Origin of the sequence: Streptomyces sp. NRRL WC-3618 (genome assembly GCF_001280005.1) — a bacterium.
Taxonomy (GTDB): Bacteria; Actinomycetota; Actinomycetes; order Streptomycetales; family Streptomycetaceae; genus Streptomyces.
Genome location: NZ_LGDW01000007.1, coordinates 1 through 19,590, shown reverse-complemented (window position 1 = coordinate 19,590; position 19,590 = coordinate 1). Strand labels below are relative to the sequence as shown.

20 protein-coding genes and 2 pseudogenes are annotated in these 19,590 nt (G+C 68.9%); 14 read left to right on the top strand and 8 right to left on the bottom strand.

What is annotated here, in order from left to right:
- Positions 1–173: 173 nt before the first annotated feature.
- The 7 genes from ADL01_RS41230 to ADL01_RS02035 all read right to left on the bottom strand — a co-directional run bounded on the left by ADL01_RS41230 (position 174) and on the right by ADL01_RS02035 (position 5,889).
- Positions 174–440 (bottom strand): hypothetical protein, encoded by a 267-nt coding sequence (locus ADL01_RS41230; RefSeq protein WP_234354460.1) that lies wholly within the window; start codon positions 438–440, stop codon positions 174–176.
- A 91-nt stretch (positions 441–531) separates the two neighbouring features.
- Positions 532–1,365, bottom strand: coding sequence for an SDR family oxidoreductase (locus tag ADL01_RS02060; RefSeq protein ID WP_063783437.1), 834 nt, complete (start codon positions 1,363–1,365; stop codon positions 532–534).
- Positions 1,352–2,623, bottom strand: a complete 1,272-nt coding sequence (locus ADL01_RS02055; protein ID WP_053740111.1) for an NAD(P)/FAD-dependent oxidoreductase — start codon at positions 2,621–2,623, stop codon at positions 1,352–1,354. Before ADL01_RS02055 ends, ADL01_RS02060 begins: the two co-directional genes overlap by 14 nt.
- Positions 2,620–2,838, bottom strand: coding sequence for a ferredoxin (locus tag ADL01_RS44450; protein WP_053740110.1), 219 nt, complete (start codon positions 2,836–2,838; stop codon positions 2,620–2,622). Before ADL01_RS44450 ends, ADL01_RS02055 begins: the two co-directional genes overlap by 4 nt.
- Entirely contained in the window at positions 2,835–3,374 is a 540-nt protein-coding gene (locus ADL01_RS02045; RefSeq protein WP_078960270.1) for an aromatic-ring-hydroxylating dioxygenase subunit beta, read from the bottom strand. The genes ADL01_RS44450 and ADL01_RS02045 overlap by 4 nt, the downstream gene beginning before the upstream one ends.
- Positions 3,371–4,753 (bottom strand): aromatic ring-hydroxylating oxygenase subunit alpha, encoded by a 1,383-nt coding sequence (locus tag ADL01_RS02040; RefSeq protein WP_053740109.1) that lies wholly within the window; start codon positions 4,751–4,753, stop codon positions 3,371–3,373. The genes ADL01_RS02045 and ADL01_RS02040 overlap by 4 nt, the downstream gene beginning before the upstream one ends.
- A 179-nt stretch (positions 4,754–4,932) precedes the next feature.
- A complete protein-coding gene (locus ADL01_RS02035; protein WP_159049432.1) occupies positions 4,933–5,889 on the bottom strand; it encodes a LysR family transcriptional regulator in 957 nt (318 codons plus the stop codon).
- Positions 5,890–6,097: 208 nt separating this feature from the next.
- On the opposite strand from ADL01_RS02035, the gene ADL01_RS02030 reads away from it, so the two are divergent.
- From ADL01_RS02030 to ADL01_RS01970, 14 genes and pseudogenes are all read left to right on the top strand, one after another.
- Entirely contained in the window at positions 6,098–7,030 is a 933-nt protein-coding gene (locus ADL01_RS02030) for a VOC family protein (protein ID WP_053740107.1), read from the top strand.
- 31 nt (positions 7,031–7,061) lie between these two features.
- Positions 7,062–8,036, top strand: coding sequence for an ornithine cyclodeaminase family protein (locus tag ADL01_RS02025; protein WP_053740106.1), 975 nt, complete (start codon positions 7,062–7,064; stop codon positions 8,034–8,036).
- Positions 8,037–8,052: 16 nt separating this feature from the next.
- A complete protein-coding gene (locus tag ADL01_RS02020) occupies positions 8,053–9,531 on the top strand; it encodes an NAD-dependent succinate-semialdehyde dehydrogenase (RefSeq protein ID WP_199834728.1) in 1,479 nt (492 codons plus the stop codon).
- Between the two features lie 107 nt (positions 9,532–9,638).
- Complete coding sequence (locus tag ADL01_RS02015; RefSeq protein WP_053740104.1) at positions 9,639–10,658, top strand: dihydrodipicolinate synthase family protein; 1,020 nt, start codon at positions 9,639–9,641, stop codon at positions 10,656–10,658.
- A gap of 11 nt (positions 10,659–10,669) precedes the next feature.
- Positions 10,670–10,780 (top strand): annotated as a pseudogene (locus ADL01_RS43345) (cyclase family protein); the annotation flags it as partial.
- Between the two features lie 47 nt (positions 10,781–10,827).
- The gene (locus ADL01_RS02010) at positions 10,828–11,826 is read left to right on the top strand and encodes a fumarylacetoacetate hydrolase family protein (RefSeq protein WP_053740103.1); all 999 of its coding nucleotides are present in this window, start codon (positions 10,828–10,830) and stop codon (positions 11,824–11,826) included.
- Positions 11,823–12,794, top strand: a complete 972-nt coding sequence (locus ADL01_RS02005) for a cyclase family protein (protein WP_053740102.1) — start codon at positions 11,823–11,825, stop codon at positions 12,792–12,794. The genes ADL01_RS02010 and ADL01_RS02005 overlap by 4 nt, the downstream gene beginning before the upstream one ends.
- Positions 12,795–12,816: 22 nt before the next feature.
- Positions 12,817–13,068: pseudogene (locus tag ADL01_RS02000) on the top strand (FAD-dependent monooxygenase); the annotation flags it as partial.
- 68 nt (positions 13,069–13,136) lie between these two features.
- Positions 13,137–14,195, top strand: a complete 1,059-nt coding sequence (locus tag ADL01_RS01995; protein WP_053740100.1) for an amidohydrolase family protein — start codon at positions 13,137–13,139, stop codon at positions 14,193–14,195.
- 23 nt (positions 14,196–14,218) lie between these two features.
- Complete coding sequence (locus ADL01_RS01990; RefSeq protein WP_053740099.1) at positions 14,219–15,157, top strand: VOC family protein; 939 nt, start codon at positions 14,219–14,221, stop codon at positions 15,155–15,157.
- Between the two features lie 104 nt (positions 15,158–15,261).
- Positions 15,262–16,233, top strand: a complete 972-nt coding sequence (locus ADL01_RS01985) for a fumarylacetoacetate hydrolase family protein (protein ID WP_053740098.1) — start codon at positions 15,262–15,264, stop codon at positions 16,231–16,233.
- Complete coding sequence (locus tag ADL01_RS01980; RefSeq protein WP_234354459.1) at positions 16,230–16,592, top strand: SDR family oxidoreductase; 363 nt, start codon at positions 16,230–16,232, stop codon at positions 16,590–16,592. Before ADL01_RS01985 ends, ADL01_RS01980 begins: the two co-directional genes overlap by 4 nt.
- An 11-nt stretch (positions 16,593–16,603) precedes the next feature.
- Positions 16,604–17,359 (top strand): CoA transferase subunit A, encoded by a 756-nt coding sequence (locus tag ADL01_RS01975; protein ID WP_053740097.1) that lies wholly within the window; start codon positions 16,604–16,606, stop codon positions 17,357–17,359.
- Complete coding sequence (locus ADL01_RS01970) at positions 17,356–18,030, top strand: CoA transferase subunit B (protein WP_053740096.1); 675 nt, start codon at positions 17,356–17,358, stop codon at positions 18,028–18,030. The genes ADL01_RS01975 and ADL01_RS01970 overlap by 4 nt, the downstream gene beginning before the upstream one ends.
- A 125-nt stretch (positions 18,031–18,155) precedes the next feature.
- Here ADL01_RS01970 and ADL01_RS01965 read toward each other — a convergent pair whose 3' ends face one another.
- A complete protein-coding gene (locus tag ADL01_RS01965; RefSeq protein WP_420719676.1) occupies positions 18,156–19,475 on the bottom strand; it encodes an IS701 family transposase in 1,320 nt (439 codons plus the stop codon).
- Positions 19,476–19,590: the final 115 nt, after the last annotated feature.

The window sequence follows — 19,590 nt, the reverse complement described above, 5'->3', positions numbered from 1 at the left end:
AAAACCAGGATCAACCCCTACAAGCCGACCCCACCGGGGTTGACGAAACAGATAGGGGCACCCCCCTACGACCCGCGGCTGATGGTGCGGCTGCTGATCTACGGATACACCGCAAGAGACATGCTGCGAGACTACGTCGACCAGGTCGCAGGAACGTCGCCCGAGAGGGCTGCTCAGAAGGTTTCTGTCTCCCGCGGCTTGAGCTCGGGCGGGTAGCCCTTTGCGCGGAGCCAGATGTCGAGGGCGAGAGCGACGATGTCTCCGTGCGGTACGCCAGTGTCGGCGTTGCAGCGGCGGATTCGGCGCTGGAGTTGGAGGACTTCGGGGACGGCATGGTTGAGCTGTCCGCGTTTGGTGTGCCGGTTTCTGATGACGTCCAGAGTGTCCGGATGCGGTTTAAGGTGGAGTTCGGGACCAGGCTGGCCAAGCGGCAACAGCACGCACGTCAATGGTCGTACGGTTGACGCACGTCCACCAGGAAGACGGCATGCGCGCCTCTGCGACCTGGTCTGATGCGCAGAGGCGCGGCACTCAGGCCGACGGGTAGCTGCTGATAAGCCGACCCATGCTCATGAGGGCCCGGTTCAGGGTGCCCGAGTCGGCGATCACGGTCTGGCCTGTCATCACCTTGTTGTGCCGGGATGCGAGGAGTGCGTAGAAGGGCCCGTACTCCTCCGGGGTGGGCAGGTGCTGAAGGGGCGTGCCCCATTCGAACTCCGCGCGGAAGGCGTCCGCAGGAATGTCCGACTGCTTGGACTCGTGCAGGTCGAGAGCGCCGGGCCCGCGGAGCTGACTGCCCGCGATGCCCGTAGGGGCGACGGCGTTGACCCGTACCCGCGGGGCGAACTCGAACGACAGCTGGTTCACCAGGCTGACCACCGCCCCCTTGCTGGCCGTGTAGGCCGCACCGCCGCCGTCGGCTGCGAACGCCGCCTGGGACGCGGTGAGGACGATCGCGCCTTCCTCGGCCTGCAGCAGGTCATGCATGATCCGCGCGGTCAGCGCGTAGCCCTTGACGTTGATCGAGAAGACCTCGTCGAACAGAGCGTCGACGCGCTCGACGGGGATGTCGGCCAGCCGGATGTTGCCGTCGAAGATGCCCTGCGCGCCGATGAGGGAGGTGAGCCGGCCGTAGCGGTCCTCGATCTGAGATCGGCAGGCACGAAGATCGTCGATGTTGCGTACGTCGCCGTGCATGACGAGGACGTCATCGCCGAACTCCTTCTTCAGCCCGAGCACCTTGGCCTCGTCGTACTCGAGGATCGCGATCTGCGCGCCCTCTTCGAGGCAGTGGCGGGCGACGCCGAGACCGAGGCCGGAGCCGCCGCCGGTGATGAGTACGACGTGGTCGTCAAGCAGCTTCATGGGTGGTGCATTCCTTTCGGTTGACGCACGACACGGTGGTGTCGAGCGCGGGATTGTTCGTGCGGGCGAGAGCGAGTGCCTCGTCCCAGGTGCCGCCGCGTGCGAGCAGCTTGCGGTAGTCGCGCAGCGAGCGGACCCGCCCGCAGGCGAACGCGGCGTGGAACTCGCCGGCGTGGCCGAACAGGACGAGAAACTCGCCCGCGTCGAGGGACCCCTCGACGACGAGGCTGCGGTCGCCCGCACGGCGGCGGCCGTAGCACTGGAACCGCATGCCGTACTGGTCGGTCCAGAAGTACGGCACTACCTGGTAGGGCGTGGTCTCGCCGCGGGCGATGTTCAAGCCGATGTGCCGGCCCTGCTCGACCGCATGGGTCCAGTGCTCCACGCGTACGCGCTGTCCCAGCAGCGGGTGGTGGAACGCGGCCACGTCACCGGCAGCCCACACGCCGGGTACGTTGGTCCGGCCGGCGGCGTCGGTGACGATCCCGTCGGTCACCTCGATCCCGGAGCCCGCCAGCCAGTCGACGGCGGGTTCGGCGCCGATACCCGTCAGCACGAACGGGGTCCGGTGCACACTTCCGTCCGTGAGCCGGACCTCGTGCGCCCCTGGTTGTCCCGTGACCGACGCCACCGCGACTGCACTGCGGAAGCGGACCCCGCGTGCGGTGTGCAGGTCGCGGAGATGGGTGGCCAGCTCGGGCCCCAGTACGGGCTCCAGCGGCAGCGGGAGCGCGTCGAGGACCGTGACCGCCACGCCCCGCGCGACGAGAGCGGCCGCGACCTCCAGTCCGATGAAGCCGGAGCCGATCAGGGTCATCTCGCCGTATCGCGCCGCGGCCTCCCGAAGCACCCGCAGGTCCTCGGGGGTGCGCAGGGTCGGCAGTACCTCGCCCGCGAGGCTCCTCAGCTCGCGGGGGCGGCTGCCGCAGGCGATGACCACAGCGTCCCAGGGAAGCGCCTCGCCGTACGTGGTCACCACATAGCGGCGGTCGACGTCGAGCCCCGCCGCGGCGTGCCCGAGACGCAGGTCGAGGCGGTTCGCCTCGATGCGTTCGGGAGAGCGGAGTTCGAGGAGTTGCGGGTCCTCCTCGGCGACAAGCAGGGCCTTCGACATCGTGGGTCGGTCGTACGGCTGGTGCAGCTCGGCGCCGAGGACGGTGATGGAGCCGGTGAATCCGGCCTCCCGGAGGCCGTCGGCGGCGCTGAGGCCGGCGGCGGAGGCTCCCACCACGACGACCCGCTCGGAGCCGCCGGTCACGGCTTGGGTCCCGAGTTGAGCGCGATGGCCTGTGCGGGGCAGCCGCGGGCGGCCTCTTCGAGGCCCTCCCGCTCGTCGGCGTCGACGGTGTCGCGCAGGAGAACAGCCGTCGGGCTGCCGGGCGGGGTGTCGAAGACGTCGGGCATGACGCTGACGCAGATGCCGTAGGACCTGCAGCGGGTGCCGTCGAGGGAGACGGAGAGGTTGTCGCTCACAGGATGACTCCAAGGTTCGGAGTGGCCAGCGCCGTTTCGGTCAGCACGATTTCGCGGGACAGCAGGCGTGGGCCCGACGGTGTGAGTCGGAGCTGGTCGTAGCGCCTGCACGGGATGAGATCGAAGTGCGGGTCGATGCCGCGCTGGCGGTAGACCAGCAGGGCGCTCGACACTTTGATGACCTCGGGGCGGTCGATCTCCTCGACCTCGACGCTGCCCACGACGCGCAAGGTGCGGGACGGAGGTATTTCCGAGTACGCGTGGTCGGTGTTGAGCCGGTCCAGGCGCGTGCGTACGTGGGCCTTGGTGTCCCGGACCCGGAAGGCGTTGCGGTCGATCTCCTGGGAACGCGGTTCCGCTGCCTGTCGGATCGGCACGGTGTAGAGAAGTTCGTCGTCAAGGAGTCCGTACCACTCCTCCTCGCGGCCCTCGTCGAGTAGCCGGGCCTCCAGCGCCAGGAACTGGGTGGCCAAGGCCTGAAGTTCGGGGTTGGCGCTCACCGGCGGGACGATGCGGGGGGTGTCGGTCGTGCTCATGCTGACTCAGCTCCCTCGGTGCCGGCGCCGGTGTTCCCGCGCATCACGTTCAGCCAGTGGCGGTAGAAGTGAAGCTGCGCGTGCTCGCCGTAGCCGGTGTTGCGCTTGCGGCCCGGGCCGGTCCACGAGGGGTCGTGCGACTGGTCGACCTGACTGTTGTTGCCCTGCTGGAAGTGGAACTCCATGCCGGCCTTGCGCATCCACGGACTGCGGGCGGCGCGCGGCGCGCCTTCCCAGGCGACGGTGTCGTCCTGCTCGAAGATGCCTGCCGAGCCGAAGGTGAACTGGCCGTTGACGTAGGAGTCGCGGGCCTCGTCCTCCGACATGAAGTCCCAGACGAACTGCCAGTTCCACAGTTCGATCTCGCCGGGGCCGATCGGCTGCCACTGCCGGAAGCTGGTGATCACCGACATAGGACCCCTCGACACAGATGGGGTGTTCAGCCGGATGAAGCTGAGGTTTGGGAAGATCGTTCCGACCGTCGGCGGCTCGTGGTTGACTACGTGGAGCTGTGCCTCGTCCAGGCCCGACAGGTCGAAGTGCTGGGTGATTTCCGGCGCGTAGCCCCAGAGCACGTAGCCGGGATGGACTGCCTTGGTCCAGGCGTGGCCGGCGAAGGCGTGGCCGTTCTCGAATTCGTAGATGCGCGCGATCTCGCACGTCATCTGCAGCCCCTGGGCGACCGCGACCTCTTCCGTGCTCCAGTGCAGCGTGTCGACGTGGTAACCGTCGCCCGCGAAGTTCTCGGCGGCCGTCTTCCAGTCGGCGTGCAGCCGGTAGCGCTCCGGAGGCCCGGCGACCCGCATGCCGCCGGGTGCCAGCCCGACGATCAGGTCGAGCATCCACCCGGCCCCGCCCAGGTACTCGTCCAGTGACGGTCCGTCCGGGTCCAGCGAGGCGAAGACGAAGCCCTGCCGGGTAGCCACCCGGGGCGCGCGTATCAGGCCCCACGCCTTGGGGTCGAGACGCTCGCCGTAGGCGTCGTGCATGTGCGGGGTGCCGACCAGGTCGCCATTGTTGCTGTAGGTCCACCCGTGGTAAGGACACTTGAAGAACCGGGAGTTGCCGGCATCGGTCTGGCACACCTGAGTGCCCCTGTGACGGCAGTAGCTCGACAGCACATTGATGCCGCCCTTGCCGTCGCGCGTGACGATCACCGGATCGAGGCCGATTCTGCGCTGCACGAAGTCACCCGCCTTGGGGATCTCGCTCTCGTGCGCCACGAACACCCAGCACTTGGTGAATATCTGCTCGATCTCGGCGCGGAACACCGCCTCGTCGTTGAAGATTTCCACCGGGACGAGATCGTTCTTCAGCGAGGCCTCGACGCGGTCCAGGATGGCAGCGGCATCAGCCGTTTCTGGAGAGATGGCAGTCATGGGGCTCCCTTGCCTCAGTCGTGCTCAGCAGGGGCGATCAGCGGAATTCCGTGGCCCTGCCTGCGGCTCGAGACGTTAGGCTATGGCTGTCATCACATGGTGAAAAGCAATTCCTGTCGATGCGTCGGCATTGATCCAATCGATGGAACGCGGCCAGGCTCCTCCTGACCGGTCCTGTCTCAGCCGGCTGCCGGGGCGGGCGGTGTGTCCTGGCTGTAGGCATCTGCGAAATGGTGCATGCGCTGCCGTAGCCAGGCGTGGCCCGGATCGTCGTCCATGCGTTTCGTCCAGACCATCATTTCTGTGGCCGACGGCAGCTCCATGGGAGGTTCGAGCAGCCGCAGGCCTGTCGCCGGGGCGATGCGGCGCCCGAGCCGATTGGGGATCAAGGTGATGAGCCGGGTACCGCGGATCAGGAACGGGGCGAGTTCGAAACTCGTGGTGACCTCGACGTGGCGCGGGATGCCGAGCAGATCGAGTTGCAGTTCGGCCAGGGCGGGTCGCCGGTCGGGGCTTGTCGCGAGGTACGGCAGCTCGCTGAACTGCTCGACCGAGATGCTCTCGCCCACATCGGGGTGCTCCTGGTCGACCGCGAGCATGTAGCGGTCGGTGTACGCGGCCTCACTGCACAGGTCCGGCCCGCTGGGCACCATCTCGCGCGGAATGATGACGAGGTCGATCTGGTGGCGGGTCAGCTGTTCCGCGTACTCCTCCGCGAAGGGCTGGATGCGCAACCGCACGTTCGGAGCCTCGGTCGGCAGCCGCACCAACAGCGGATGCAGTACGGCGACGGCCGAGTAGCTGGTCGCCATCACCGAGTACGTCCTGTGGTCGGTCGCGGGATCGAAGCTGTCGCGCTGTGACAGCAGTGACTTGATGTCGGTCAGCGTCTTCTGCACTGGCTGCACCAGCGACTCGGCAACCGGTGTGGCAACCATGGTCCGCCCCTGCCTGACGAGGATCGGGTCGTTCAGGAGCTTGCGGAGCCGAGCCAGCGTGGAGCTCATGGCCGACTGTCCGATGGACAGCCGGGCCGCCGCCGCGGTCACGCTCCGTTCCGCCATCAGGGCGTCGAAGGCGACGAGCAGGTTCAGATCCACCCGGTTGAGATCCATGGGCGCATTGGTGGTGGGCATCGACCGGGATTCCTGTCTGTGCTGAAGGCATGCCGAAAGAAGTCGGCTGCCGCGGCTCGACGGTCGACTCCGACCACGGATTGATGTCATCAATCCGAACGCATCACTATCGATTGTTTGTATCGAGGAGTGCGTCTGTCTAGCGTCTTGCAGCGGGGAAAGCGACGCGAGCGATCTGTTCGGCGTCACTGAAGAGCAGGAGTCGACGATGACCGCAGCCTTCCGTCCGATCACCCATCTCAGGCATGTGGGTATCGGTGTGCCCGACTACGGCAAGGCTCTGGAGTTCTACAAGAACATCTGGGGACTGCAGCCGGTGGCCGACGACAGCGGTGTGACCTTCTTCGCCACTCCCGCGGACCCGGAACAGTACGTCCTTCGCGTCCGGCAGGACCAAGACAAGCGACTGGACCTCATCGCCTTCGGTGTGAACTCTCCCGCAGAAGTCGACGAGCTGGCCCGGCGGCTGGCGGCCGGCGGGATCACTCTCGACCGGGAGCCCGACAAGCTGGACACCCCCGGCGGCGGCTACGGCGTCCGGTTCTTCGACCCCGACGGCCGACTCGTCGAGGTGTCCGCCGGCGTCGCGCAGAAGCCCTTCCGGGAGCTCGAGGAACGCGAATCCGTCCCCAAGAAGCTCAGCCACGTGGTGATCAACTCCACCGATGTGGCCGCGACCAAGGCGTTCTACGAGACGTACCTCGGCTTCCGGCTCTCGGACTGGCTCGGCGACCTGATGTGCTTCATGCGCAGCGGAACCCAGCATCACATCCTCGCCATCTCCCGAGCACCGAGCGTCTCGCTGAATCACATTTCCTTCGAGATGCGCGGCATCGACGAGTACATGCGCGGGACCGGGCGTCTGATGCGCGCCGGTCACCGCCCGCTGTGGGGGCCAGGCCGGCACGGCCCGGGAGACAACACCTTCACCTACTTCCTCGACCCGAACGAGAACGTCGTCGAGTACACGACGGAGCTGGAGACGATCGAGGACGAGGAGGCGTGGGAGCCCCGCGTCTTCGACAGCACCTCTCCTCAGTCGCAGGACCAGTGGGGGACCGGTGGGTCGATGACCGAGACCATGCTGCCGGTGATGCTCAAGCAGACGGACGGCGGTCTGTGGACCCCCTCTCCGATCTGATCCCTCCCCCTCCTCCGCAAAGGCCACTGAAGTGACTCTTTTCCTTGATGACGCAGCGGTACGGGCGGCCTTCGACTGGGAGCTGGCAACCTCGGCGGTGCGCGAGGCATACGCGACGAGCGTGGACGCAGCACGCTATCCGGCCCGCGGCATGGCCCGCGGAGACCACGGCTGGCTGCGCACCCTCACCGGCGTACCGGCCGGACGCGAACTGATGGGAGCGAAGATCATCGCGGCCGCGATGCCGACGCGCCGCGCCTCCTACCTCATCCCCCTGTTCGACCAGCGGACGGCCGAGCTGGTGGCCCTGCTCGACGGCCACTCCATCACCGGTTACCGGACGGCGGCCACCTCGGCCGTCGCGGCGGACCTGCTGTCGCCGCCCGGCGCCCTGACCGTCGCCGTGATCGGCTCCGGTTTCGAAGCGCAGAACCATGTGCGCGCCCTCGCTGTCGTACGAGACCTCAAGGCCGTACGGGTGTACAGCCCACGACCGGAGAGCCGAGCCCGATTCGTCGCCGAACTGTCCGACCTGCCGATCACGCAGGCGGCCAGCGCCGAGGAGGCCGTCGCAGGGGCCACGCTGGTTGTCTGCGCCGCCCGGTCCCGCGACGAGACCCCAACCCTGCTCGGCAAGTGGCTCCGACCAGGCATGACCGTGGTGTCCATCGGATCCACCCTGCCCGAGCAGCGTGAGGTGGACCCGGAGGTCATTGCCCGTGCCGACGTGATCGTGGCGGACATGGTCGAGGAGGTGCTCGACGACACCGGGGACCTGATCGCCGCGCGAGCCGCCGGTCTCGACGTGGCGGGCGAGATCTGCTCGCTGGCCGACCTCGTCGGCGAGCGCGTCCCCGGGCGCACCCACGTCAACCAGATCGCGCTGTACAAGTCGGTCGGCTCAGCGGCCCAGGACCTGGCGGTCGCCGGCATGTGCGCGCGCAACGCCGAGCGGCTGGGACTCGGAACCCGGATGCCGGCCACCATTCATCCCGTGCAGAAGTGAGAGAGCCGCCATGACCATGGAGACGACCGTTCCACTCGGTCTGTCCGACCCCACGCTGCTGCGCACGGCCGCCTACGTTGAGGGCAAGTGGCTGGAAGCCGGCGACGGCGGTCGGCTCACCGTCCGCAACCCGTCGACCGGTGACCTCATTGCGGAGCTTCCGGCACTCGGCAGAGCACAGACCGCCGAGGCCGTCGGCGCCGCTCATCGTGCTCTGCCCGAGTGGCGGGCGCGGTCGGGCAAACAGCGCGCACAGGTGCTGCGGCGCTGGTTCGACCTTGTCACCGAGCACACGGAGGACCTGGCCCGGCTGATCGTCCTGGAGGAGGGCAAGCCACTCGCTGAGGCCCGCGGGGAAGTCGCTTATGCCGCCTCCTTCATCGAGTGGTTCGCCGAGGAGGCCAAACGGATCCGCGGCGATGTGTTCGCGGCACCGGAGGCATCGCGCAGGGTGCTGGTGCTCAAGGAGCCGGTCGGGGTGTGCGTGGCCATCACCCCGTGGAACTTCCCCGCCGCGATGATCACCCGTAAGGCCGCTCCGGCACTGGCCGCGGGCTGCACGATGGTCGTCAAGCCCGCCGAGCAGACCCCCTTGACGGCACTGGCCCTCGCCGAGCTTGCCGAGCGGGCCGGTGTACCGGCCGGGGTCCTCAACGTGGTGATCGGCGACCCGCGCGAGATCGGGCCCGAGCTGACCGGCAATCCGCTGGTCCGCAAGGTCAGCTTCACCGGGTCCACCGAGGTCGGCAGGCTGCTCCTGGCCCAGTCCGCCCAGACGGTGAAGAAGACCTCGATGGAACTGGGCGGCAACGCGCCGGTGCTCGTCTTCGACGACGCCGACGTCGAGACCGCCGTCGCCGGTGTCGTCGCCAGCAAGTACCGCAACACCGGCCAGGCCTGCATCAGCGCCAACCGTGTCTACGTGCAGGCGGGAGTCTACGACCGGTTCGCAGAGGCGTTGACCCGCAGGGTCGAGGACCTTGTCGTCGGAGACGGCTTCGACGACGGCGTGCAGCAGGGACCACTCATCGACGAGGCAGCGGTGGCGAAGGTCGAGGAACATCTCGCCGACGCCACGAACCGGGGTGCCAGGATCCTGTGCGGCGGTTCGCGGCACCGGCGTGGAGGGCTCTTCTTCCAGCCTACTGTGCTGGCGGACGTGGCCCCGGGCATGCTCGTCACCCGCGAGGAGACCTTCGGCCCGCTCACCCCGCTCATCCGCTTCACCGACGAGGCCGAGGCCGTCCGTATGGCCAACGACACCGACTACGGTCTGGCCGCCTACCTCTTCACCCGTGACGCCGAGCGGACCTGGCGCGTCTCGGCCGCCCTGGAAGCGGGGATGGTGGGCATCAACACCGGCCTGATCTCCAACGAGGTCGCCCCCTTCGGCGGCGTCAAGCAGTCGGGGCTGGGGCGGGAGGGCTCCGTCTACGGCATCGACGAGTACCTGGAGATGAAGTACCTCGCCTGGGAAGGCGCCGGCGCGCCCTGAGCCGACTGCCGCGCCGGACACCGCAGCACAGACGAGCGCGCCGAGACCAACCCGCCAGGCGCTGAGTCACCACCCCCATCACCCACGCACCGAGGCAAAGGACGACCATGCCCGCATACACCCGCACCGAGGCCCGGGACTGGGCCCGCGAAAAGCTTGTCGGAGCCGTCAACTGCACGATCCCGTCGTTCACCGCCGACCTTCGCGGCATCAACGAGCAGGGCGTCAGGCACGACATCAGACTCGCCCAGCAGCACGGATTCCTCGGCACCCTCGGCGTCTCCGAGGTCAGCATCACCCTGCCCGAGTACCTCGACCTCCTGCGCATCGTCCGTGATGAGGCGGGCGACGACTTCGTCGTGGTCCACCACGGCAGTTGGAGCACCCTGGAGCAGAACATCGAGGCGGTGCGCGGCGCCGAAGAGGCCGGTGCCGACCTGGTGCTCCTGTCCTACCCGCCGAACTTCTACCCGGAGTCGGAACAGGAGATCTACGACTACACCAAGGCCGTCTGCGACGCCACGAACCTCGCGGTCATGCTGTTCCCGATGTTCCTGTGGGGGTTCAGTCCCCGGGTGCACCCCTCGGACATCCCGACGCGGCTCATCCGCCGCCTCATCGACGACTGCCCCAACATCGCGGTCATCAAGGCCGAGGGCGGCTTCCCCAGCATTCAGAGCGCTATCGAGTGCCACCGGCTCTTCGGCGACGAGGTCGTCATCTCGGTGCCCATCGAGAGCGAGCTCATCCCGCTGGCACAGGTCATGCCGATCCAGCTGTCCGCCACGAGCGACCACGAATACTTCGGACCCATGATCCCGCGCGTCATGCAGCTGCTGCGCGAGGGCAAGTACGACGACGCCACCGACATCTACTGGCAGCTGCATCCGGCCCGCAAGATCAAGGGCGGCCTTGCTCCCATGCTGAACGGCGGTGCCTTCATCAACCGGCAGGCATGGAAATTCCAGGGGTGGCTGCAGGGCTACAACGGCGGGCCGCTGCGCCAGCCCACCCAGCGCATCCACGACGCCCAGATGCACGCCCTGCGCAAGGGACTCCTCGACGCCGGCCTCGAACCCAGCATGGACCCGTTCCGAGAGTTCTTCATCGGAAGGAACCCGGCGTGACCCCGGACGAACTGGACCGTGCCGACCCTGCCGGCGCGATTGCCGATGCCGCCAAGCACTGCTCCAACTGGGGGCGCTGGGGACAGGACGACGTCCTGGGCACCCTCAACTTCCTCGACGAGGGCGTTGAGGGCCACATTGGTCCCACCGCAATCTGGAGGACATTCCCGTGAAACCCGCAGCCGCTTCCGTGTCCTTCTCCGGACCCTTCGCGCTTGGCGTTCTCTCCGCCTCTGACCAGGCGCCTTTCCCCGGTCTCGTGATCCCCGGGGGGCGCGTGCTGGATCTTCGTACGGCCCTCGGAGAGCCCACCCTGACGACCCGTGGGATCTTCGAGCGCTGGGACGAGATGCTCCCTCGCCTGCACGAGCTCGCGGCCGACGAGACGGCCGACTGGCGGCCGTTGGAGCACCTGCAAGTGCACGCGCCGGTCGAGCCCCGTCAGGTTTTCCAGTCCGGCGCCAACTACCGGCAGCACGTGATCGACCTGGAGGTCGCCCACCGCTCCGCCGACGATCCCCGCACCGTGGAGGAGGCGCGCGCGGAGGTCGCCGCGGTCATGGACCGGCGGGCGGCCGAGGACCTGCCGTACGTGTTCATCGGCTTGCCGAGCGCGATCACCGGCCCCTTCGACGACGTCGTACTCCCGGACTGGGCCGAACAGCCCGACTGGGAGCTGGAGTTGGCGGCCGTCATCACCAAGCCCGCCTACCGGGTGACGGTCGAGGAGGCCCTGGAGTACGTGGCCGGCTACACCATCGCCAACGACCTCACCGACCGCGCCACCGTCTTCCGCCGGGACATGAAGGCCATCGGCACCGACTGGCTGCGCTCCAAGAACGCCCCCGGCTTCACCCCGCTCGGCCCGTGGATCGTGCCCGCCGAGTCGATCGCCGACCCGGGCGACCTGCGGGTCACACTTAAGCTCAACGGCGAGACCATGCAGGACGAGTCCACCAAGGACATGCTCTTCGGCATCGCCCGGCTGGTGTCCTACATCTCCCGGACCTCCCGGCTGCTGCCCGGCGACCTGGTGCTGACCGGCAGCCCGGCCGGCAACGGCATGCACTGGGGGCGGCTGCTGCGCGACGGCGACGTCATGGAGGGCTCCATCACGGGTCTGGGCGCGCAGCGCACCCGCTGTGTCGCCGACAGGACCGCGTCGTGACGGCCCCGCTCGACCCCACGGACGCCGAGGGCGCGATCAACGAGGCCGCCAAGCGGTATTCCAACTGGGGGCGTTGGGGCGAGGACGACGTGCTCGGCACGCTGAACTTCCTCGACGAGGCCAAGCGCCGCGAGGGCGCGGCGCTGGTCCGCCGGGGCGTGAGTTTCTCGTTGTCGCAGCGGTTCGACATGAACGGCCCGCAGAAGGGCTGGCGCCGCCGCACCAACCCCGTGCACACCATGCTGGCCACGGGAACGGACGCGGCCCTCGGCAGCCAGGGCTTTCCGCACGGCTTCGGCGGCGCCGACGACGTGATCGCGATGCCCCTGCAGTGCTCCACCCAGTGGGACGGGCTCGGGCACATCTTCGACCACGGCAAGGCATGGAACGGCCGCGACGCCGCGAAGACCGTCACCTCGGACGGCGACCTGGTCACCGGCATCGAGCACATGGCCCCGTACGTCGCCGGGCGCGGAGTCCTCCTCGATGTCGGCCGGGTGATCGGCGACGCACGCGGATCACTGCCGGACGGTTTCGCGATCACCGAGGAACACCTGACCGCGACGGCCGAGGCGCACGGCGTGGCCGTAGGACGCGGGGACATCGTCGTCGTCCGGACCGGGCGGCTGGCGCGCTCCCGCCGCGAGGGCTGGGGCGACTACGCGGGCGGCGACTCTCCCGGTCTGTCCTTCACCACCGCCGGCTGGCTGCACACGAGCGAGATCGCCGCCATCGCCACCGACACGTGGGGCTTCGAAGTACGGCCGAACGAGTTCGACAGCGCCTTCCAGCCGCTGCACCAGGTCGTCATTCCCAACATGGGCCTGCTGATCGGCGAGATGTGGGACCCCGACGCCCTCGCGGACGACTGCGCCCACGACGGCGTGTACGAGTTCTGGCTCACCGCCGCACCCCTGCCCATCACCGGAGCCGTGGGCTCCCCCGTCAACCCGGTCGCCGTCAAGTAATCCGCCCAACAAAGGAGTTGGCATGGCAGGAAAGAGAGCACTGGTCATCGGAGGAGGCACCTCCGGCACCGTCCTGACCATACTGCTGCGGCGGGCCGGTATCGACGTCGACCTCGTCGAGGTCAAGGAGGACTGGAACGTACGCGGCTCCGGCATCACCCTTCAGGGCAACGCCCTGCGCGTGCTGCGCGAGATCGGCGTCTGGGACGAGGTCCGCGAGCACGGCTTCGGCTTCGACGCCCTGGGGCTGACGACGCCCGACGGCACCGTGCTGCTCGACGGCGTGCCCGGTGACGTGCCCGGGCTGCTGGACGCCACCATGCCGGTACTCAAGGAGCTGCCGTGACGGCCCACCCGCCCCCGGCTACCGCCGGGAAACGCCCCTCGTCGAGCACGGACGCGCGCACTTCCCCGACGGTCGACGTACACGCGCACGTCCTGATCCCCGAGGTCGAGGCCCTGGTGGCCGGCCTGCCGGGCCTGGCACAGGCCAAGGCCCTCGACGCCCGCCGCAACGGGCCCGCGGCCCTGGCCGTCAGCGGCCCCATGGTCGCCGAGCGCATGCCGAGGCTGACGGACGTCGCCGTACGACTGGCCGCGATGGACGCGCAGGGTGTGGACGTCCAGCTCGTCAGCCCGTCGCCCTCGCACTACCACTACTGGGCGGACGAGGAGACGGCGGAGAAGGTGTACCGCCTGGCCAACGAGGCGACGGCCGCCCACTGCGCCCAGGCGCCCGGTCAGCTGCACGGTCTGGGCCTCGTCCCCCTGCAGCACCCGGAGTCGGCCGTGCGCGTGCTCGAACTGGCCATGGACATGGGCCTGCTGGGTGTCGAGATCTCCTCGCACGCGCCGGGCCGGGAGCTGTCCGACCCCGCGTACGAGCCCTTCTGGACCCGGGCCGAGGAGACGGGCGCGATCCTCTTCCTGCACCCCTTCGGCTGCACGCTCGACGAACGCCTCGACCAGTGGTACCTGTCCAACACCGTCGGCCAGCCCACCGAGAACGCCGTCGCGCTCTCGCACCTGATCTTCTCCGGGGTGCTGGACCGGCACCCGGAGCTGAAGGTCATCGCCGCGCACGGGGGCGGCTATCTGCCCACCCACATCGGCCGCTCGGACCACGCCTGGTCGGCCCGTTCCGACGCGGGCGCGGGCTGCGCCCACCTGCCCAGCAGCTACCTCAAGCGCCTGTACTTCGACTCCCTGGTCCACGACCCCGCCGTACTGCGGGCGCTGATCGGCGCGGTCGGCGCTGACCGTGTGCTGCTCGGCTCCGACTTCCCCTTCGACATGGGCACCGAGGACCCCGTCGGCGCACTGCGCGCCGCACGCCTGCCCGACCACGACTTCCACGCCGTGCGCGGTGGCAACGCGACAACGCTGCTGCGCCTCACCTGACCCCCACAGGAGGAAAACCCATCATGAGCGCACGCCTGCTCACCCATCTGCGACACGTCGACCTCGCCGTGCCCGACTACGACAAGCAACTCGACTTCTACGGCGGCGTCTGGGGCCTGACCCAGGTCGCAGAGGACTCCGGTATCTCCTTCCTCGCCGCCGAGGGCAGCCCCGAACAGTACGTGGTGCGGCTGCGCAAGGCCGAGGAGAAGCGCCTCGACCTCGTCTCGTACGGCGCCGCGAGCGCGGCGGACGTGGACACCCTCACCGAGCAACTCCTCGCGGGAGGAGTGCAGTTGATCTCCCAGCCGGGCAAGGTCGACACCCCCGGAGGCGGGTACGGCTTTCGCTTCTTCGATGTCGACGGACGCACCATCGAGGTCTCCGCGGACGTCGAGGTCCGGCAGCACCGCAAGATCGAGGAGAAGGAGGCCATCCCGGTCAAGCTGTCGCACGTCGTCCTCAACTCCCCGGATCTGAACCGCACTCGGGAGTGGTACGAGCGTCACCTCGGATTCCGGCTCTCCGACACGCTGATGCATCCGAAGATGGGCGAGGCGATGCACTTCATGCGCATCAGCAACCAGCACCACTCCATGGCCATCGCCCAAGGGCCGCACACGGCCCTGCACCACGTCTCCTTCGAGATGCGCGGCATCGACGAGTACATGCGCGGCTCCGGCCGCGTGATCCGCGCCGGCTTCCAGAAGGTCTGGGGGCCCGGCCGGCACACGGCGGGCGACAACACCTTCACCTATTTCCTCGACCCGCACGGCAACACCGTCGAGTACACGACGGAACTGGAGCTGTTGGACGAGGACACTTGGCACCCCCACGTCTATGACTTCTCCCAGCCCGGGGTCGCCGACCAGTGGGGCACGGCGAACCCGATGAACGAGCTGATCGCCAAGGAGTCGTTCAACGACGTCGACCGCGGCTGCTTCGTCGCCCCGCCGGTCTGACGCCTCGAACCCCGGGGACGCGGTGGCCCTGTCACCGCCCTGACGCCCTTGCCGCGTCCCTGCTTCCCACCGCTGTCGAAGACCGCCAGAGCCTGGAGCCGTGCATGCGTTTCGCCACCTATGAACACCGACACCAGCGCGGTGTCGCCGTCGTGGAGGAGGACGGCACCCTCCACCCGGTTCCCGGGGCGCGCTCGCTCACGGAGCTGATCAGCCGCGGCGACGGACTCGACGCACTCCTGGGCGCCGGCGCCGCCACGCTCGACGTCCCGCCGGGCCCTCACGTGTCCGAGGTGCGGCTGCTGCCACCGCTTCAGCCGCCCACCGTGCGGGACTTCGTCACCTTCGAGGAACACGTCGAAGGGGTACGGCGGTCCATGGACGGCGTCGGCGGGGTGCCGGAAGCCTGGTACGACGCCCCGACGTTCTACTTCACCAACCCGTACGCCGTCATCGGCGCCCACGACGACGTCCCGGTGCCGCCGGGCAGCGAGGTCCTCGATTTCGAGCTGGAGGTCGCCGCCGTCATCGGCCGGGAGGGGCAGGACCTGACGCCGGAACACGCACGGGACCACATCATCGGCTACACGGTCTTCAACGACTGGTCGGCCCGCGACCTGCAGTCCCGCGAGATGCAGGTCCGCCTCGGCCCGTGCAAGGGCAAGGACACGGCCACCACCCTCGGCCCGTACCTGGTCACCGCCGACGAACTGGAGCCGTACCGCGACACCGACGGCTTTCTGCGCCTGGCGCTGACCGCCTCGGTGAACGGCGAGGTCGTCGGCAAGGACCTGTTGTCCAACATGAGCTGGACCTTCGAGGAGATGGTCGCCTACGCATCCCGCGGCACCGTCGTCCGCCCCGGCGACGTGCTCGGCTCCGGCACCTGCGGCAACGGCGGCTGCCTCGCCGAGCTGTGGGGCGTCCGGGGCGAGCAGTCCCCGCCCCCACTGAAGCCGGGCGACACCGTCACGCTCACGGTGGAGGGCATCGGCACCGTCTCCAACACCGTGGTAGCGGGCAGAGATCCGCAGCTCCTGCCGACCGCCCGCCGCCGCACCCGGGAACGGCCGTGAACGACCTGCACCCCAAGAGACTCCTCGGCAAGGTCGTCGTCGTCACCGGCACCGCGCACGGCCAGGGCGCCGCCGAGGCCGAGGCCCTGACCCGCAGGCTCGCTGCCGAAGGCGCCCCGCACGGCATCCGGGCCAACTGCGTCAGTCCCGGGATGGTCGACACCGAGGGCTCGCGCGGTGACCTGCTCTCCACCGATCACCCCATGCGCACCATCGCCCGCCACATCCCCCTCGGCCGCGTCGGCCTCCCCGACGAGGTCGTGGGCGCCGCCGTCTTCCTCACCTCCGACGAGGCCTCGTACATCACCGGCGCCAACCTCGTCGTCGACGGCGGCTGGTCATCCGTACTCCCCGGCTGAAAGGTTGCTGAGTGAACAAGGTCAGCGCGAACGCCGCCGAGGCGGTCGCCGACATTCCCGACGGCGCTTCACTGGCCGTCGGCGGCTTCGGCCTCAGCGGCATCCCCGAAGTGGTGATCCGGGCCCTGCACGAACAGGGCGCCACCGGCCTGCAGGTCGTGTCGAACAACTGCGGTGTGGACGGCCGCGGGCTGGGCGTGCTGCTCGCCGCCGGCCGGATCGCCCGTGTGACGGGCAGTTACGTGGGCGAGAACAAGGAGTTCGCCCGCCAGTACCTGTCGGGCGAGCTGGAGGTGGAGCTGGTGCCGCAGGGCACACTGGCCGAACGGCTGCGCGCCGGCGGCGCGGGCATCCCCGCGTTCTACACCCCGGCCGGTGTGGGCACCCAGGTCGCGCACGGCGGTCTGCCGTGGAGGTACGCGGCGGACGGCTCGGTCGCCGTGGCCTCCCCGCCCAAGGAGACCCGCGACTTCCACGGCCGACCGCACATCCTGGAGCACGCCATCACCACCGACTTCGCCCTCGTCCGGGCCTGGCGGGGGGACCGGCACGGCAACCTCGTCTTCCGCCGCGCCGCGGCCAACTTCAACCCGCTCGCGGCGATGGCCGGCCGGATCACAATCGCCGAGGTCGAGGAGCTCGTGGAACCGGGCGAGCTGAGCCCCGACGCCGTCCACCTCCCCGGCGTCTTCGTCCAGCGGATCGTGGAGCTCACCCCCGCTCAGGCCGCCGACAAGCAGATCGAGAAGAGGACGGTACGAGCATGAGCCCGACGACGGACACACCCCGCGGCTGGACCCGCGACCAGATGGCCGCCCGTGCCGCCGCCGAACTCACCGACGGCTCCTACGTCAACCTCGGCATCGGTCTGCCCACCCTCATCCCCGGCCACCTCCCGCCCGGCGTGCAGGTGGTGCTGCACTCCGAGAACGGCATCCTGGGCACCGGCCGCTATCCGACCCCGGACGAGGTCGACCCGGATCTCATCAACGCGGGCAAGGAGACGGTCACCGTCCTGCCCGGGGCCTCCTTCTTCGACTCGGCCATGTCCTTCGGCATGATCCGCGGCGGTCACATCGACACCGCGGTGCTGGGCGCCATGCAGGTGTCGGAACGCGGTGACCTGGCCAACTGGATGATCCCCGGAAAGATGGTCAAGGGCATGGGCGGGGCGATGGACCTGGTCCACGGTGCCCGCCGGGTCATCGTCCTGATGGAGCACACCGCCAAGGGCGGCAGCCCGAAGATCCTCACCGAGTGCACCCTGCCGCTCACCGGCGAACGGTGCGTCCACCGCGTCATCACCGACCTCGGCGTCCTCGACGTCACACCCGACGGCCTCGCCGTCGTCGAGACCGCACCCGGCATCACCCTCGACGAGATCACCGCGAAGACGGCCGCGCCCCTGCGGACCGACTCCGTCACCGCTGCCTGCTGAACGCGGTCGTCCACGACCCCGCTCGCAGGTTCGGGCAGCGACCCGCTTCTCCATATGTCCTGGTCACAGGGCCCTTTCGGAGTCTAGTTGGCTGACGCTGCATCAGGTTGGTGGTGGTTCGTGACTCACTCGATCGGGGCGCGTGCGGCGCTGGTAGTGGCAGCGGCGGGCGATGGCCTGGTGGCGTCGGCGCCAGCGGGACCAGTAGAACCGCCGCGCGGGTGACCGGTGCCGGGCCGAGGGGGGATGGGCAAGGTCCAGGAGCCGTCGGACTTCTGCCACGGTGAGGGGAACGAGGCCGCTCGAACCGTTTCTGCGGCCCCCTTTTCGAGGGCCTGGGCCGTCATCGCCGCCAGGAAGGCGTGCGCGAGCATGGCCAGGGTGATGTGGCGGTACCAGCCCACGTAGCGGCGGACTTCGTACTGGTCCAGGCCGCACTCGTTCTTCGCGGCCTGGAAGCACTCCTCGATGGCCCACCGGGCACCGGCCACCCGAACCAGTTCGCCGACAGTAGCGTCCGCCGGCGCGAAGGCCAGGTAATACGCGATCTCCTCGGGACGCGCCACGCTGCGGCGGGCCAGCACCCAGCGGCAGTGGGCGGGATCCGAACCCTCCACGGTGGGCAGCTTGGCCGCGGCCCAGTCGTAGACCCGTGGCCCCTTCGCACCGTCACCGCAGGAGATCCGCTCCCACGCCTCGGCCGGGGCACCGGTCAGGACATGGTCGATGCGCCAGCTGCCCGCTGGAGACTTGACCTGCTGCGACTTGGGCACCGCCAGGACGTAGCCCACGCCGGCCTCCTCCAGCATCCGCCGGAAGTGCCACTCCTGCCCGTAGGCCGCATCGGCGGTCACCCAGGCGATCGGCAGTGCGGAGTCCAGGGCCCGCCGAACCATGGCACGGGCAAGTTCCGGCTTGGTCGCGAAGGACCTTTTCTCCGGAATCCGGGCGGCGCGGCACCGGTCCGGATCCTCCGTCCAGGACTTGGGCAGGTAGAGCTCGCGGTCCACCAGGGCCCGGCCCTTCGCAGAGGCATAGGCGGCGAACACTCCGATCTGGCAGTTCTCCGTACGGCCGGCGGTACCGGAATACTGCCTTTGCACCCCGGCGGAGACGGTGCCCTTCTTGAGGAAGCCGGTGTCGTCCACGATCAGGACACCGTCCGGCTGCCCGAGCTGGTCGGCTACGTAGTCCCGCAGATCGTCGCGGATCTCGTCCGGGTCCCACTGGCACCACGACAGTAGTCGCTGCAGCCCATACGGGGTGTCATTGCCTGCGTGCTCGGCGATCTGCCAGCTGTTCTTCCGGCCCACCGGGCCCAGCAGGCCACGCACGTAGTCCCGCATCCGCCGCCGCGGCTCGACGCGGCCGAACCGCTCGCCCACCCGCAGCAGCAACGACTCCAACTCGGCATCCCACGAACCGACTTCGGTATCGCTCTCCATATCCACAACCGGCTCAACGCGCCCCGATCGAGTGAGTCACGAACCACCACCAACCTGATGCAGCGTCAGCCAACTAGACTCCGAAAGGGCCCTGTGACCAGGACATATGGAGAAG

Excerpts from the sequence above, each read along its gene's own strand:
- ADL01_RS02015 (WP_053740104.1), top strand. The coding sequence starts at position 9,639 with ATGCCCGCATACACCCGCACCGAGGCCCGGGACTGGGCCCGCGAAAAG.
- ADL01_RS02020 (WP_199834728.1), top strand. The coding sequence starts at position 8,053 with ATGGAGACGACCGTTCCACTCGGTCTGTCCGACCCCACGCTGCTGCGC.
- ADL01_RS02040 (WP_053740109.1), bottom strand. The coding sequence starts at position 4,753 with ATGACTGCCATCTCTCCAGAAACGGCTGATGCCGCTGCCATCCTGGAC.
- ADL01_RS02030 (WP_053740107.1), top strand. The coding sequence starts at position 6,098 with ATGACCGCAGCCTTCCGTCCGATCACCCATCTCAGGCATGTGGGTATC.
- ADL01_RS01990 (WP_053740099.1), top strand. The coding sequence starts at position 14,219 with ATGAGCGCACGCCTGCTCACCCATCTGCGACACGTCGACCTCGCCGTG.
- ADL01_RS01965 (WP_420719676.1), bottom strand. The coding sequence starts at position 19,475 with ATGGAGAGCGATACCGAAGTCGGTTCGTGGGATGCCGAGTTGGAGTCG.
- ADL01_RS02060 (WP_063783437.1), bottom strand. The coding sequence starts at position 1,365 with ATGAAGCTGCTTGACGACCACGTCGTACTCATCACCGGCGGCGGCTCC.
- ADL01_RS02035 (WP_159049432.1), bottom strand. The coding sequence starts at position 5,889 with ATGCCCACCACCAATGCGCCCATGGATCTCAACCGGGTGGATCTGAAC.
- ADL01_RS01970 (WP_053740096.1), top strand. The coding sequence starts at position 17,356 with ATGAGCCCGACGACGGACACACCCCGCGGCTGGACCCGCGACCAGATG.
- ADL01_RS01985 (WP_053740098.1), top strand. The coding sequence starts at position 15,262 with ATGCGTTTCGCCACCTATGAACACCGACACCAGCGCGGTGTCGCCGTC.
- ADL01_RS02045 (WP_078960270.1), bottom strand. The coding sequence starts at position 3,374 with ATGAGCACGACCGACACCCCCCGCATCGTCCCGCCGGTGAGCGCCAAC.